Source organism: Curtobacterium sp. 'Ferrero' (assembly GCF_002412165.1).
In the GTDB taxonomy this organism is placed as follows: Bacteria; Actinomycetota; Actinomycetes; order Actinomycetales; family Microbacteriaceae; genus Curtobacterium.
The window spans coordinates 1-14193 of the sequence record NZ_NXIA01000037.1; the positions used below are offsets into that span (position 1 = coordinate 1).

The 14193-nt window shown below is 72.3% G+C and carries 13 protein-coding genes; 5 read left to right on the forward strand and 8 right to left on the reverse strand.

Annotated features, from left to right (window positions below; genetic code table 11):
* The 7 genes from Csp2054_RS17185 to Csp2054_RS17215 form a co-directional block, all read right to left on the reverse strand.
* The coding region (locus tag Csp2054_RS17185) for a glycosyltransferase (RefSeq protein WP_141399317.1) at positions 1-444 on the reverse strand (444 nt) is incomplete at its 3' end.
* 73 nt (positions 445-517) lie between these two features.
* Entirely contained in the window at positions 518-1198 is a 681-nt protein-coding gene (locus tag Csp2054_RS17190) for a class F sortase (RefSeq protein ID WP_217990956.1), read from the reverse strand.
* Complete coding sequence (locus Csp2054_RS17195; RefSeq protein ID WP_096900778.1) at positions 1195-2343, reverse strand: glycosyl hydrolase family 8; 1149 nt, start codon at positions 2341-2343, stop codon at positions 1195-1197. The genes Csp2054_RS17190 and Csp2054_RS17195 overlap by 4 nt, the downstream gene beginning before the upstream one ends.
* A 198-nt stretch (positions 2344-2541) precedes the next feature.
* Positions 2542-3360: a DUF4397 domain-containing protein gene (locus Csp2054_RS17200; RefSeq protein ID WP_141399318.1), complete on the reverse strand. Its 819-nt coding sequence runs from the start codon at positions 3358-3360 to the stop codon at positions 2542-2544.
* 74 nt (positions 3361-3434) lie between these two features.
* Positions 3435-5411 carry an ArnT family glycosyltransferase gene (locus tag Csp2054_RS17205; RefSeq protein WP_096900780.1) on the reverse strand — a complete coding sequence of 659 codons (1977 nt, stop codon included), beginning with the start codon at positions 5409-5411 and terminating at the stop codon, positions 3435-3437.
* Complete coding sequence (locus Csp2054_RS17210) at positions 5408-6898, reverse strand: glycosyltransferase (RefSeq protein ID WP_176491773.1); 1491 nt, start codon at positions 6896-6898, stop codon at positions 5408-5410. The genes Csp2054_RS17205 and Csp2054_RS17210 overlap by 4 nt, the downstream gene beginning before the upstream one ends.
* Complete coding sequence (locus Csp2054_RS17215; RefSeq protein WP_096900781.1) at positions 6898-7425, reverse strand: GtrA family protein; 528 nt, start codon at positions 7423-7425, stop codon at positions 6898-6900. Before Csp2054_RS17215 ends, Csp2054_RS17210 begins: the two co-directional genes overlap by 1 nt.
* A gap of 166 nt (positions 7426-7591) precedes the next feature.
* Here Csp2054_RS17215 and Csp2054_RS17220 point away from each other — a divergent pair, with 166 nt between their 5' ends.
* The 4 genes from Csp2054_RS17220 (at position 7592) to Csp2054_RS17235 (ending at position 9924) form a co-directional block, all read left to right on the forward strand.
* Entirely contained in the window at positions 7592-7810 is a 219-nt protein-coding gene (locus Csp2054_RS17220) for a hypothetical protein (protein WP_096900782.1), read from the forward strand.
* A gap of 380 nt (positions 7811-8190) precedes the next feature.
* The gene (locus tag Csp2054_RS17225) at positions 8191-8544 is read left to right on the forward strand and encodes an ArsR/SmtB family transcription factor (RefSeq protein WP_096900783.1); all 354 of its coding nucleotides are present in this window, start codon (positions 8191-8193) and stop codon (positions 8542-8544) included.
* Positions 8541-9611 (forward strand): cation diffusion facilitator family transporter, encoded by a 1071-nt coding sequence (locus Csp2054_RS17230; RefSeq protein WP_096900784.1) that lies wholly within the window; start codon positions 8541-8543, stop codon positions 9609-9611. Before Csp2054_RS17225 ends, Csp2054_RS17230 begins: the two co-directional genes overlap by 4 nt.
* Before the next feature lie 10 nt (positions 9612-9621).
* The gene (locus tag Csp2054_RS17235) at positions 9622-9924 is read left to right on the forward strand and encodes an antibiotic biosynthesis monooxygenase family protein (RefSeq protein ID WP_096900785.1); all 303 of its coding nucleotides are present in this window, start codon (positions 9622-9624) and stop codon (positions 9922-9924) included.
* 298 nt (positions 9925-10222) lie between these two features.
* Here Csp2054_RS17235 and Csp2054_RS17240 read toward each other — a convergent pair whose 3' ends face one another.
* A complete protein-coding gene (locus Csp2054_RS17240) occupies positions 10223-11671 on the reverse strand; it encodes a helix-turn-helix domain-containing protein (protein ID WP_096900786.1) in 1449 nt (482 codons plus the stop codon).
* 122 nt (positions 11672-11793) lie between these two features.
* Between Csp2054_RS17240 and ppsA the strand changes: the two genes are divergently transcribed.
* Positions 11794-14193, forward strand: a 2400-nt coding sequence (gene ppsA / locus Csp2054_RS17245; protein WP_096900787.1) for a phosphoenolpyruvate synthase, incomplete at its 3' end; no start/stop codon positions are given.

Below are 14193 nucleotides of genomic sequence, written 5' to 3' on the forward strand. Positions count from 1 at the left end.
CGCGAGGCGGGTGTAGAGGTTGCCGCCGCGGGAGAGCGCCTCCCGGTACCAGGGCCAGTTCTCCACCCGGCCGCCGCGGATCCAGCGGGAGCCGAGCACGAGGTCGTTGGTGTCGGCGAGTTCGAGCATGCGGGGCAGGTACTCGGGGTGGTGGGAGCCGTCGGCGTCCATCTCGACGAGCTTGGTGTAGCCGTGTTCCAGGCCCCACGCGAACCCGGTCAGGTACGCCCCGCCGAGGCCGTCCTTGACGGTGCGGTGCAGCACGTGCACCCGGTCGGTCTCGGTCGCGAGCTCGTCGGCGATCGCGCCGGTGCCGTCGGGGGAGTTGTCGTCCACGACCAGCACGTGCACGGAGTCGTCCGTGGCCGCGAGGGTGCGCGACACGATCGGACGGAGGTTCTCCGCCTCGTCGTACGTCGGGATGATGACCAGGGACGCGTTCATCGGGATCTCCAGTGGGTCGGGTCGGGTCGGATCAGTCGGGTCGGGTCGGGTCGGATCAGTCGGGTCGGGTCGGTCAGTCGTGTACGAGGGTCGCGAACACGATGAGGTTGTCGGTGTAGTGCCCGGTGGCGGTGTCGAACGTGCCGTCGCACGTGATCAGGCGCAGCGCCGGGGTCGGCGAGGTGCCGTACACGTCGCTCGTCGGGAACGCCGACTTCGCCGCCCGCTCGGACCGCTGCACCTGGAAGACGCGGTCGGTGCCGTCGGACATCGTGACGGTGATCCGGTCGCCCGGCACCAGTTCGTCGAGCCGGAAGAACACGGCGGCGCTGGTAGGGGAGTCGACGTGGCCGGCGATGACGGCGGGGCCGACCTGGCCGGGGACGATCCCGTCGCTGAACCACCCTGCTCTGTCCCAGTCCTTCGGCGGGTCGAGCTCGCCGACGGCACCGCGGTGCAGGTCCTCGAGGCCGCTCGACACCCCGATGGCGGGGATGTCGACGCGCGTCGGGGTGGCCGTCGACCGGGCGGCCGGAGCAGCCGGGTCCTGGAACCCGGCCGTCCCCGAACCGGCGGTGGGCGACGAGGTGACCGCGGCCCGGGGCACCCCGCTGCCCGAGCTGCCGGAGTCGCCCGACCCGGCGGCGACCGCGACCCCCGCCGCGGTCCCGCCGACGACGAGGACCGCGGCGGCGGCGGCGATGACCATCGTCCGGCGGCGCCGCGTGGGGACGTCGAGTGCGTGCCGACTCACGAGGCACCTCCCGCGGTCGTGGCGCACCCACCGAGGACGTCGGAGGTGAGCATCGTCGCGCCGAGCGCCGCCCAGGCGTCGCCGTAGTAGGTCGGAGTCGCCGCTGCCGTGCGGTCGGCGCGCTCGAGGTCCGCGTGGGCGGCGCTGCTGCTGCCGGCGGCCAGCTCGGCGGCGGCGCGGGCCGCGTACGCGAGGGCGTTCGTGTCGCCGGTGACGGCCGTGCCGCCGAGGTCGAGCTGCGCGGCGAGCTGCGTGCTCCGACGGAGTGTCGGTGCGAGCGACCCGGCGAGGGAGCGGTCCGCGCTGTGGCATGCCTCGGCGTACCGGAGCGGCATCCGCATGGCGTCGTAGCCGTACAGCACCCGACCGTCGTTCCCGGTCGCCGGCATCGGTTCGACCCGGCCGTCGGCGTGCACCTGCGACCAGTCGCTCGGCAGGTCGGTGGCACGCAGCACCGAGGCGCTCACGGTCCGCGACCCCCGCTCGAGCTCCGACCACCGGTCGTCGCCGGTGGCACGGCCGAGCACCCGGTAGGCGGCGGGCGAGGCGTACGACGCGTCGTACCGGTACGGTTCGTGGTCGGCCCACGGCCCGGGGAGCAGGATGCGCCCGGCGTCCGTCTCGACCGTCTCGTGGTCGAGGATCGCCGCCGCCATCCGCTTGCCGGCCGTCGTGTACCGCGGCTCGTCCCAGGCGCGGCCCGCGAGCACGAGGGCGCGGGCGGCGTCGAGGTCCGCGTCGCTCGCGGACTGCTCGTCGGCGACGCCGCCGTCCGGCGTCCACCGCCAGGCGAGGAGGTCGTCGTCGGTCAGCAGGTGCCGGGCCGTCCAACGCCACACCTGGTCGAACGTGGAGCGGTCGCCGTCGGCGAAGGCGATGAGCAGGCCGTACGCCTGCCCTTCGCTGACCGTGTCGCCGCCCTGGTCCACACGGACGACCCGGCCGCCCTCGACGTAGCGGTCGAGGAACGCCCGGCGCAGCTGCTCGGGCGAGCGGTCACCGGCGGGAGCGGTCGTCGAGGTCGGGGTGGAGGCCGCCTGCGGCGTCGCGTCGTCCGACCACGGGTGGACGGCGACGAGGGCCGTGCCTGCCGCGACGGCGACGGCCGCGATCGCGGCGACGGGGATCCAGGTCCTGCGGGGCATGTGGGGTCTGCCTCTCGTTCGGTGGCTGGTGGGGTGGCGGGGACGGACAGGAGGCACGGCGCGGGCGACCGCGTCGTCCCACCCGCACCGCGGTGCGGGTGAGCGGGCGTCGTCGACCCGCGCCTGGGCCCACCCAGCCGGTTCCGGGCCGACGCGCCAGCGGCGGCCCGGCCGTGCCTGTGGGGAGCCTCCAGGGCGTCAGCGGAAGAGCGAGCGGAGCGTGGCGACGAGCGCGTGCAGCGCGTCGTCCACGGGACGGTCCGCGGCGGTGCCGCCGCCCCCGGTCTGGACACCGCCCGTCGGGGTCGCCGCCGTCGCAGCGGCGTCCGTCACCGGCACGACGGTCAGGTCGCCACGGCTGTCGTCGAGCACGAACAGCGTCGACACGGTGTTGCCGGCGAGGTCGACCTTCGCGGTGCCGCGCTGGCCGCCACCGGAGACGTCGAGCGTCCACTTCCCGGCGGCGACGGTGGCGTAGCCGGTCGCGGTGCCGAACCGGGCGTCCTCGGCGACGGCGGTGCCGGTCGAGGTGGAGACGTCGACCTTCTTCGCGGTGGTCGCCGCCTGGACGAGGCGGAGCTTCGCCTTGCCGTCACCGGGCTGCTGCAGGTCGTCGGTGAACGCCGTGGTCTTCAGGTCGGAGTTCCGGCCGTAGGCGACGACGGTGTTCGCGTCGCCCGCGGTGACGGTGACGTCCGTGGAGATCACGGGCGTCGAGTCGGGGGCGGCGGCGTCGCGCATCGACAGGACGTACGTGCCCACGGGGAGTTCCTGGTACGGGCTGACCTGGCCGTAGGTGACGTCGTCGAGCTCGAACACCTTCTTGCCGCCGGACAGGCTCGACAGCTCGACGTCGACGCCCTTCGTGTCCGGGGACAGGTGGCCGACGCGGAGCCACCCGTCGTCGGTGGTCGCCGCGGAGGCGGTCTGCGGGGCGAGGCCGACGGTCGCGGCGACGAGGGTGGCGGCGAGGGCGCCGACGACGACGGGGCGGGTGCTGCGGAGACGCGTGGTCATGGTGGTGCTCCTTCGGGTCGAGGTGCGGTTCGGGTTCGTGTGGTGCGCGGTGACGCGGTTCGTGGTGTGCCGGGTCACGCGGTGGTGGGCGCGGTCGTGGGGTCGATCGGGGCGTAGGTCACCGTGAGGGTGTCCCCGCTCCGCTCGACGGTGGCCGGGCGGTACGTCTCGGACATCGCGTCGAGGGTGTCGGCGATCCGGGAGGCGTCCGCCGGGTCGGCCGCGTGCAGGGTGACGCGGCGGAAGGGCTGTCCGGTCTCGCCGGGGAGCGGTGTGAACCGGTCGACCCGGACCCGCTGGTCGGCGAGGACCTGGCCGAGGGCGATCATCGCCCGGCTGTCGACCTGACCGGCGCGGAACTGCGACAGCGTGCCCGCGTCGGCCGCCAGGGACGGGTTCTGGGCGAGCTCGGTGCCGAGCGTCTTCCGCTGGTCCGTCGCCCGGGTGATGGCCTGCTCGGCAGCTGCCTCGCCCTCGGCGTGGATCCGCCGCACGTCGACCTGCTGGTCGCCGGTGCCGAAGACCGCGACGGTCGTCGAGTTGCGGATCGCGTCGGCGACGTCCCGCGACGAGTTCCCACCCGTCCGCATCGAGTCGGTCGTGATGACGTAGTCGGAGTCCTTCCACCCGTTCGGCGACTGGCGCTCCACGGCGGCGTCGGTGTCGAGCTTGTAGTACCAGACCACGTTGTCCCGGGCGAAGCCGTCACGGACGAGGTCCACCCACATGGCGTCGTCGACGAGGAGTCGGGACGACTTCGGGACGTTGTCGCCGACCCAGCGCTCGGCCTGCTGCATCGGCTGGTCGAGGTCGCTCGACAGGAAGCCGCGGAGCTGCCCGGTCCAGAGCGGAGCGGCGACGGCGAGGGCCGTGACCGTCGCGGCGGCCCAGACGACACCGAGGGTCCGGCGCACCCCGCCCGGCAGACGGCTGCGGCTCCGCGACCAGCCGGCGATGACGAGCACCGCACGCTCGGCCGTCCACGCCACGAGGAGCGCGGCGAACGGGATGAGCATGATCACGTACGGCACCGGGAGGTAGCCGTTCGGCCGGAACATGAACACGAGCAGGAAGACGAGCATCGCGGCGATCGGGCGCACCCGGCGCAGGAACAGCCCGACGAGGGCGGCGGCGGTGCCGAGCACGATGAACACCGGGTCGAGGGCCCACCACTGCGCGGCCGCCTGGTGCGCGAGGCTGCCGGTGTCGAACACCGATCCGGAGGCGGCCCGGGATCCGAGCTGGTAGGTGATGCCCTGGAACAGGCTGACCCGTCCGGCACCGGGGAGGAGCTCGCCCTTCACGGCGGCGAGGAGCAGGTAGCCTCCGCCGATCACCGTGAGGACGGCCCCGGCCACGCTGAGCGTGTACCGCCGGGTGCTCCGGTCGGCGCGGCGCACGGCCAGCCAGATCAGGAACGGCAGCGCGAGGAGGTACGTCTCCTTGGACAGGACGGCCACGCCGAGGCAGGCTGCGGCCGCGGCGAACCCGGCGAGCTGCTGCTTGCGGCTGAGCACGAGGACGAACGCGGCGAGGAGCCACGGCGTCGCGACGTTGTCGATGTAGACCGTGCGGTGGTACTGCACGGCGAGCGGCGACAGCGCGAACAGCAGCACCGCGGCGGCCGCGGTCGGACGCCCGGCGCCGAGACGTCGGGCGAGGACGAAGAGCAGCGCACCGGAGACGGCGGCGAAGAACACCATCGACTCTCGGGCCGCCTCGACGGCGAACGGGTAGCGGGCGAACGCCCCGGTCACCGAGGTGTACGCGGCGATCTGGATCCAGCCGAGCGGCGGGTGGTCGTACCAGTACGTGTAGTGGGTGAGCTCGCCGAGGTTGGTGATCGCCCACGCCTGCGCGGTGTAGGTGCCCTCGTCGTCGATGCGCTGCGGCGTGCCGGACATGTTCCACGACTGCACCAGCACGGCGACGGCGAGCACGGGCAGCAGCCAGGCGAGGCTCACCGCGTGACGCCGGACCCAGCTCGGCGAGGTGGACCGGGCGGCCCCGCGGACGGGGATGCCGGTGGTGTTCGTGATGCTCGCGCTCATCGGGTCCCTCCCGTGGTCTGGAGCTCGCGCTCGGTGGTGTCGGCAGCTGCGGTCTCGTCCGTGAGCACGGGGACCTCGGGCTGTGCCGCGGGGGTGCGGTGCTGACCGGTGTGTTCGGTCTTCTCCCAGCCGTTCTGACCGCGGACGTGCCGGACGACGGCACGGACTGCCGCGGCGGCGAGGAACACCTGGTACGGGATGAGGCCGAGGACGAGCTTCACGTAGTCGCGCACCCGCACCTTCTCCTGGTAGAGCCGACCGAACTCGCCGAGTCCGACGATCTCGACCGCGAGCAGCATGAGCGTCGGGGCGAGCGGGATGAACGAGATCAGGGCGATCGCGGTCGGCACCTTGACGAAGGCGATCATCACCACGCTGAGCGGGATGAGCAGCCCGGTCGCCGCCTGGATGAACGGCATCGTGAGCAGGTAGCGGGCGAAGAAGCGCTGCTTGCGGGTCGGGAGCTTCTTCCACTCGCCCTTGCCGAGGACCTGCAGGAAGCCCTGGTTCCACCGCGTGCGCTGCTTGAGCAGGGACGCGAACGTGGGCGGGGTCTCCTCGCGGGTGACCGCCTCGGGGGAGTACGCGACGACGACCTTGGCGTTGTCGGCGCTCAGCCGGACGCCGAGCTCGCAGTCCTCGGCCAGGCAGTGCGCATCCCAGCCGTTCGACCACTCCAGGCGCTCCCGGGTCACGAACACGGTGTTGCCGCCGAGCGGGATGAACTTCGACTCGGCGTGGAAGTGCAGCCGCGAGCGGAACCAGAAGTAGTACTCGAGCACGTTGCGGAGTGACCACCAGCTCGACTTGAAGTTCATGAGCTGCACGCCGCCCTGCACCACGTCGGCGCCGGTCTCCTGGAAGCGGGAGTCGACGAGGGTGAGCAGGTGCGGGTAGACCTCGTCTTCCGCGTCGAACACGCCGACGATGTCGCCCGTCGCGTACTGCAGCGCGAGGTTCATCGCCTTCGGCTTGTTCTTCGGTGCCGTGTCGTCGACGACCACGCGGATGAGCTCCGGGTGACGAGCGGCCGCGGCGCGCACGACGGCGTCGGTCTCCGGGTCGTCCTCGCCGACGATCGCGATGATCTCGAAGTCGGGGTGGTCCTGCGTGGCGAGCATGTCGAGCGTCTGGCCCATCACGTCCTGCTCGTGCCGCCCGGGCACGAGCAGGGTGAAGCGGTGCGCCGCGGGACGCGGGGTCTCGCTGAACCGGGTCGCCTTGAGCGCGTCGCGCGACCGCCAGGCGTGCAGCATCCACCACAGGGTGGACAGCGCGACCAGCGTGAGCAGCACGGACACGACGATCAGGGCGGAGTAGCCCAGCCACTCGCCCAGCGACCAGGCGGCGTGCGGGAGCTGCCCCGAGCCTCCCGTCGGGACGTCCGTGGTGCCCCGGTTCGGGACGGTGCCGGACGTGGCGGGCGAGCCGGGCTGCAGCAGCGGTCCGGCGGCGCTGACCAGCGCCGCGGTGAGGGTGGTCGTCATCAGGCCGTGGCCTCCTTCGTGTGACGAGCGTCGGTGGAACGGAAGACGAGGGCCTTGTACGCGGCGAACCGGAACGCGGTGCCGAGGACGAGGCCGACCCCGTTGCCGGCGACGTTGTCGGCGAGGGTGGAACGGAACCCGAGGACGTAGTGGGAGACGAACAGGCAGGCCGCGGCGATGCCGAGCCCGAGGACGTTCGTGACGGCGAAGAGGACGCCCTCACGGACGGTGCCGCGCCGGTCGGTGGTGCGTTCGGCGCGGAACGTGATCGACCGGTTCGCGAGCCACGCGACCGCGGTGGCGACCGCCGCGGAGACGACCTTGGCCCAGATCGGGCTGTCGGGCAGCACGGTGGCGCGCAGCGCGTTGTAGACGGCGAGGTCGATGACGAAGCAGACGGCACCGATGGTGCCGAAGGACGCGAGTTGGCGTCCCAGGGTGAGCAGGCGCGCTGCACGGGCAGCACGGACCGGAGTGGGGGCCTCGGTCTCGGGTGACACCAGAACGGGGGTATCGGTCGAGGTCATGCCCCCGATTCGGGGGTCGTCAGGAGACCGGTTTGGGTGGGGTACGCGGTCTTTGCGGCTCTTGCCAGGTTCGCGACACCAGCTGTTCACACGGGGGACGGATCGGCGTACCGGTCTGTGCACGGGGGGCTTCTGCGACCGCCGCCGATGGGGGAGGATGGGACGCGTGAGCTTCACCGGCATGCCCCGCTTCCGCAAGTTCTGGTCGACCGTGCAGGTCGCCGTGCTGTCCGCTGCGGTGGTGTTCTGCGTCGTGATGCTCGTGATCGGGCAGGGGAAGCTCGACCGGGTGTACGCGGTGGCGGCGGTGTTCTTCGGGTTGGCGTTGGCCGGGCACGCCACCTACCTCTGGCTCGTGGCGCGGGCGGGGCGCGACGATCGCTGACGGGGGCGTCTTGTTCCGGTGACGGCTGCTTGAGGTGCCCGGTTCGCTCGTCGATGGCCGAATCGCTCGTGGTTGGCCGAATCGCTCGTGGGAGGTCGTTCTTTCCGGCCTCCTAGGAGCGATCCGGCTTTCTACTGCGGGTGCGATCGGAAGGAACGCTCGTGGGTGGCCGAATCGCTCGTAGGTCGCGGGATCGATCGTGGGCTGCCGAATCGCTCGTGGGGGCCCGGAGGGATCGACCTCCTACGAGCGATTCGGTCACCTGTGCGCGGCACGGTCGACCATGCGCGGACCCGTCGACCACGAACGATCAGGTCGCCGACGCGCGGTCCGACCCGCATCCGGTGTGTGAACGTCGTTCACTCGTCTAGTATCTGCGTATGCACGTAGGCAAGCAGGTGTGCGGACTCGGCCCGGAGTCGGAGTACGTCGAGCTGGCGGTCGAGGTGTTCGCCATGCTCGCGGACGTCACCCGGGTGAAGATCGTCCTCGCCCTCCGAGGCGCCGGCGAGATGAGCGTCAACAACCTCGCCGAGGTCGTCGACAAGAGCCCGGCCGCGGTGTCGCAGCACCTCGCGAAGCTCCGGCTGGCCCGGATGGTGTCGACCCGCCGTGAGGGAACGACGGTGTTCTACCGCCTCACCGACGAACACGCCTCCGAGCTCGTGATCGACGCGGTCAAGCAGGCCGAGCACGTCGTCGGCGCCGCGCCGCACCACCGGGAGTCCGCATGACCGCGGACGGGCACGACCACCCGTACGCGCATGACCACCCGCACGAGCACGACCACCCGCACGAGCACGACCACCCGCACGAGCACGACCACGACCACGCCCACGAGCACGCGCACCCGCACGGCGGCGTCCGCGGCTTCCTCTACGACCTGTTCGTGCCGCACACCCACGACGCCGCCGACTCGATCGACGACGCGATGGAGGCCACCTCCGCCGGCGTCCGCGCCCTCAAGGTCAGCCTGTTCGTCCTGCTCGGCACCACCGTGCTGCAGGCCGTCGTCGTCGGGTTCACCGGCTCCGTCGCCCTGCTCGCCGACACGATCCACAACTTCGCCGACGCCCTCACCGCGGTGCCGCTCTGGATCGCGTTCGTGCTCGGGCGTCGAGCGGCCACCCGCCGGTACACGTACGGGTACGGCCGAGCGGAGGATCTTGCAGGGCTGTTCATCGTGGTCGTGGTCGCCCTGTCCGCCGTGATCGCCGCGTGGGAGGCCGTCGACCGCTTCGTCCACCCCCGCCCGGTCGAGCAGCCCTGGCTCCTCGTGCTCGCCGGCCTCATCGGGTTCGCCGGCAACGAGGCGGTCGCGATCTACCGCATCCGCGTCGGCCGTCGCATCGGCTCAGCGGCGTTGGTCGCCGACGGCGTGCACGCGCGGCTCGACGGCTTCACATCGCTGTCCGTCGTGCTCGGCGCCGTCGGCGTCCTCTTGGGGATCCCGCTCGCCGACCCGGTCATCGGCCTGCTGATCGCGATCTCGATCCTCGCCCTGCTCTGGGGCACCGTGAAGTCGATCGGCGCTCGCCTGATGGACGCGGTCGACCCCGAGCAGCTCGACCGCGTGGAGCACGCGCTCCGGCACACCGACGGCGTGCTCGAGGTCCAGACGCTGCGAGTCCGGTGGGTGGGGCACCGGCTCGTCGGCGCTGCGACCGTGGTCGTGGACACGCCGGGTCTGGCGGATGCCGGTCGTGTGGCCGAACGGGCCACCGCCGAGGTCCGCTCCACCGTCGGCAACGTCGACGAGTTCACCGTGACGCCGACAGCCGTCGACGCCGCACCCCGATGAGAGGAACACCATGTCCGTCGTCAAGATCAACGCCATCTCCGTCCCCGAGGGGCGCGGACCCGAGCTCGAGGCCCGCTTCTCCGGCCGTGCGCACGACCTCGGCTCGCAGCCCGGGTTCGAGGGCTTCCAGCTGCTGCGCCCGACCGCTGGCGAGGCGCGCTACTTCGTCGTGAGCACCTGGGCGGACGAGGAGTCGTACCAGGCCTGGCGGACCGGCCAGGCGGGCGCACACCACGGCGGTCCGAACCCGGTCGCGACCGGCGCCGAGCTGCTCGAGTTCGAGGTCGTCGCGCTCGACCAGTCGACCGACTGACCCCCTGACGGACGGGAGGCACGTGGCGGCGCCGCCACGTGCCTCCCGTCCGTCCCGGGCGCGGTCCGCGAGCGTCGGCGTGCGTTCCTTCCCATCGCACCCGCAGTAGAAAGCCGGATCGCTCGTAGGAAGCCGGAAGGAACGACCCCCTACGAGCGATCCGGCAACCCACGAGCGATCCCGCCGCCCACGAGCGATTCCGCCGCCCACGAGCGATTCCGCCGCCCACGAGCGATCCCGCCGCTCACGAGCGATCCGGCCACCCACGAGCGATCCGGCAACCCGCACCGCGGCCGCGTCACGCCGGGTCGTGGGTGTGGCGCTCGAGGAACGCGAACACCTCGGTGTCGTCGACGCCCGGGAACCGGCCGGACGGCAGCGCCGCCAACACCCGCGTGTGCATCCGGGCGCTCGGCCACGCCCCCTCCGCCCAGCGCGCCGCGAGCGGAGCCGGCGGTCGACGACAGCACGACTCGTCCGGGCACGTCGAGACCTGCCGCCGGGTCGTCTCGCGCCCGCGGAACCACTTCGCGTCGTCGAACCGCACCCCGAACGTGATGCTGAAGTCGCCGTCCGCCCCCGACCCGGTCTGCGTCGACGACCAGTACGTGCCCGCCGTCGTGTCGGTGTACTGGTGCGCCTCGACCGGCCGGGCACTGCCGTCCCCGGTGCGCCGGGCCACCCATCGGCGACAGACGACCTGCCCCTCGACCGCGCCGGTGACGTCCGTCGGCAGTGGCAGCCCGTCGTTCTCGTAGGCCCGGGCGATCGCGCCGTCCTCGCCGACGCGGAGGAAGTGGACCCGGATGCCGAGGTGCTCGGTCAGCAGGTTCGTCATCCGCATCGCCGCGGACTCGTGCGTGACGCCGAACGCGTCGCGGAAGTCCTCGACGGCGAGGTCGCGCCCGGCCTTGGCCTCGGTGAGGAACGCGACCGCCTGCCGACGGGGCATCAGGCACGCGGCGGCGAAGTAGTTGATCTCCAGGCGCTGTTCGAGGAACTCGGCGTAGGTCGCGGGCGGACGGTGACCGAGCAGCCGGTGCGCCATCGCCTGCAGCGCCATCGACCGCAGCCCGTGGCCGCCGGGGATCGAGGCCGGCGGCAGGTAGATCCGTCCGTTCTCGAGGTCGGTGATGCTCCTGGTCGAGTGCGGCAGGTCGTCGACGTACAGCAGGCTGAACCCGAGCCGTTCCGCCATCCGCGCGACCTCGCGGTGGGTGAGCGCGCCGACCTCGTGCCCGACCCCCGCGACGGACTCCTCCGCCAACGCGTCGATCTCCGGCAGCGCGTTGTCCCGCGCCCGCATCCGCAGCCGCAGCTCCGTGTTCGCCCGACGTGCCTCCTCCGGCGTCGCCGACGACTCGCGCGCCCGACGGTCGAGTTCCTGCAGGGTCCGCACCAGCGCCTGCAGGGCATCCTGCGGCAACGACCGGGAGACCCGGACGGGAGGCACGCCCAGCGTCGCGTACTGCGGTCCCGCCTGCAGACGGTGCAGCTCCAGTTCGAGCGCCGACCGCGCGTCGGGTGCTTCCGGCCGGAGCAGGTCGAGGACGTCGACCCCGAGGGCTCCGGCGAGCGCGGGGAGCTCCGCGGCGCGGACCGGTCGTCGCCCGTTCTCGATGAGGGACAGCGTCGACGCGGCGGTGTCGAGGGTCGCCGCGAGCGCGGTGAGCGTCAGCCCGGCTCGTGTCCGGTGGTGGCGGATGCGTGCACCGAGGACCCGTGCGGCGTCGTCGTCGACCTGCATGGATCGGACCGTACCGCAAAAACAGCCGATCTTCGACGGTTCCCGGCCAAGGCCTGAAGAGCTGGTCACGGCACCGTTGTGGCACGCCGCGGCCCCGCGGCACCACGACGGAAGGCGACCTGATGACGATCACCGACGAACGAACGACCGCCGTGCCGGACGTGCTGTCCCTCGACGCCGTCGGCCTGGCGGACATCCCGTCCGTGGGCGGCAAGAACGCATCGCTCGGCGAGATGCTCCGCGAGCTCGGGGGCCTCGGGGTCCGCGTGCCCGAGGGGTTCGCGACGACCGCCTCGGCGTTCCGGCGCCACATGGAGCACACGGGCCTGACCGCCTGGATCAGCGACACGCTCCGGGCGCTCGACGTCGACGACACGCAGGCGCTCGCTGCCGCGGGTGCCGAGATCCGGCGTCGTGTGCTCACCACACCGCTGGAGCGTGGGCTCGAGGCCGCGGTCCGTGCGCAGTACGCCGCCCTCGCGGCGCGCTCGCCCGAGGACGCCTCGTACGCGGTCCGCTCGTCGGCCACGGCGGAGGACCTGCCCGACGCGTCGTTCGCCGGACAGCAGGACACGTACCTCAACGTGCGCGGAATCGACCACGTCCTCGATGCCGTCCGCCGGGTGTTCGCCTCGCTCTACACGGACCGGGCGATCGCCTACCGCGTGCACCACGGCTTCGTGCACGACGAGGTCGCGATCTCGGTCGGTGTGCAGCGCATGGTGCGGTCGGACCTCGCCTCCGCCGGGGTCCTCTTCACGCTCGACACCGAGTCCGGGTTCGACCGGGCGGTGTTCGTCTCCAGCGCGTACGGCCTCGGCGAGGGCGTCGTGCAGGGTGCGGTGAACCCGGACGAGTTCACCGTCTCGAAGACCGCCCTCGCCGCGGGACGTCCGGCGGTCCTCGGCCGGGTGCTCGGGTCGAAGGCACAGCGGATGGTGTTCACCGACGACCCCGCGGTCGGCAGGACCACGGCGTTCGAGCCGACGTCGTCGGCGGAACAGCGACACTTCTCGCTGCGCGACGACGAGGTCACCGAGCTGGCCCGCATCGCCGTCACGATCGAGCAGCACTACGGCCGACCGATGGACGTCGAGTGGGGCAAGGACGGCCTCGACGGTCGGCTCTACGTGCTGCAGGCCCGTCCCGAGACCGTCGCCTCGCGCGCGTCGGCCGCGGTCGTCGAGCGCCACCGCCTCGTCGAGACGCCGGGCAGCGCACCGCGGGTGACGGGACGGGCGATCGGCGCCCGGATCGGCAGCGGCACGGTCCGGGTGCTGTCGAGCATCGACGAGATGCACGCGTTCCGGCCGGGTGACGTCCTGGTCGCCGACATGACCGACCCGGACTGGGAGCCGATCATGAAGCGGGCGTCCGCGATCGTCACGAACCGCGGCGGCCGCACGTGCCACGCGGCGATCATCGCCCGCGAGCTCGGCGTGCCCGCCGTCGTCGGGACCGGGACCGCGACCACCGAGCTGCGCGACGGCGAGGTGGTCACGGTCAGCTGTGCCGAGGGCGAGACCGGCGTGGTGCACGACGGTGTCCTCGCGGTGCAGGTCGACCGCGTCGAGCTCGACGCGATGCCCGAGCTGGACGTGGACCTGATGCTCAACGTCGGCAACCCGGAGCAGGCGTTCTCGCTCGCCGCCCTGCCGAACGCCGGCGTCGGCCTGGCCCGCATGGAGTTCGTCGTCAGCCGGCAGATCGGCGTGCACCCGAACGCCCTGCTCCGGCTCGCCGAGCAGCCGGCGGAGCTCCGCGAGCAGATCGAGGACCGCATCGCCGCCTACGGCTCACCGCGGGACTTCTTCGTCAAGCGCCTGGTCGAGGGCGTGGCCACGCTCGCCGCCGCCTTCGAGGGCAAGCCCGTCGTGGTCCGGCTGTCCGACTTCAAGTCGAACGAGTACGCGGGACTCCTCGGCGGCAGCCGGTACGAACCCGACGAGGAGAACCCCATGATCGGGTTCCGCGGTGCCTCCCGCTACCTGTCCGAGTCGTTCGCGCAGGCGTTCGCGCTCGAGTGCGAGGCGATCCGCACCGTCCGCGACGTGATGGGGTTCCGGAACGTCCGGGTGATGATCCCGTTCGTGCGCACCGTCGACGAGGCCCGCGACGTGGTCGAGCTCATGGCACGCCACGGGCTCGTTCGGGGTCGCGACGGGCTCAAGGTGGTGATGATGTGCGAGATCCCGTCGAACGCGCTCGACGCCGACCGGTTCCTCGACCACGTCGACGGGTTCTCGATCGGGTCGAACGACCTGACGCAGCTCACGCTCGGCATCGACCGCGACTCCGGCCTCGTCGCCGGGGCGTTCGACGAGCGCAACCCGGCCGTCCTCCGCCTGATCGACCTCGCGATCGACGCGTGCCGCGCGCGCGGCGCCACCGTCGGCATCTGCGGGCAGGGGCCGAGCGACCACCCGGAGTTCGCCGAGCACCTGCGCGCCCGCGGCGTCACCTCGATGTCGCTCAACCCCGACACCGTGGTCGAGACCTGGCAGCGGCTCCCCCCCGCCCCC

What these genes read in the sequence shown, in the direction of transcription:
- Csp2054_RS17205 (WP_096900780.1), bottom strand. Translation starts at nt 5,411, where the DNA reads ATGAGCGCGAGCATCACGAACACCACCGGCATCCCCGTCCGCGGGGCC.
- Csp2054_RS17225 (WP_096900783.1), top strand. Translation starts at nt 8,191, where the DNA reads ATGCACGTAGGCAAGCAGGTGTGCGGACTCGGCCCGGAGTCGGAGTAC.
- Csp2054_RS17195 (WP_096900778.1), bottom strand. Translation starts at nt 2,343, where the DNA reads ATGCCCCGCAGGACCTGGATCCCCGTCGCCGCGATCGCGGCCGTCGCC.
- Csp2054_RS17235 (WP_096900785.1), top strand. Translation starts at nt 9,622, where the DNA reads ATGTCCGTCGTCAAGATCAACGCCATCTCCGTCCCCGAGGGGCGCGGA.
- Csp2054_RS17210 (WP_176491773.1), bottom strand. Translation starts at nt 6,898, where the DNA reads ATGACGACCACCCTCACCGCGGCGCTGGTCAGCGCCGCCGGACCGCTG.
- Csp2054_RS17215 (WP_096900781.1), bottom strand. Translation starts at nt 7,425, where the DNA reads ATGACCTCGACCGATACCCCCGTTCTGGTGTCACCCGAGACCGAGGCC.
- Csp2054_RS17230 (WP_096900784.1), top strand. Translation starts at nt 8,541, where the DNA reads ATGACCGCGGACGGGCACGACCACCCGTACGCGCATGACCACCCGCAC.
- Csp2054_RS17240 (WP_096900786.1), bottom strand. Translation starts at nt 11,671, where the DNA reads ATGCAGGTCGACGACGACGCCGCACGGGTCCTCGGTGCACGCATCCGC.
- Csp2054_RS17200 (WP_141399318.1), bottom strand. Translation starts at nt 3,360, where the DNA reads ATGACCACGCGTCTCCGCAGCACCCGCCCCGTCGTCGTCGGCGCCCTC.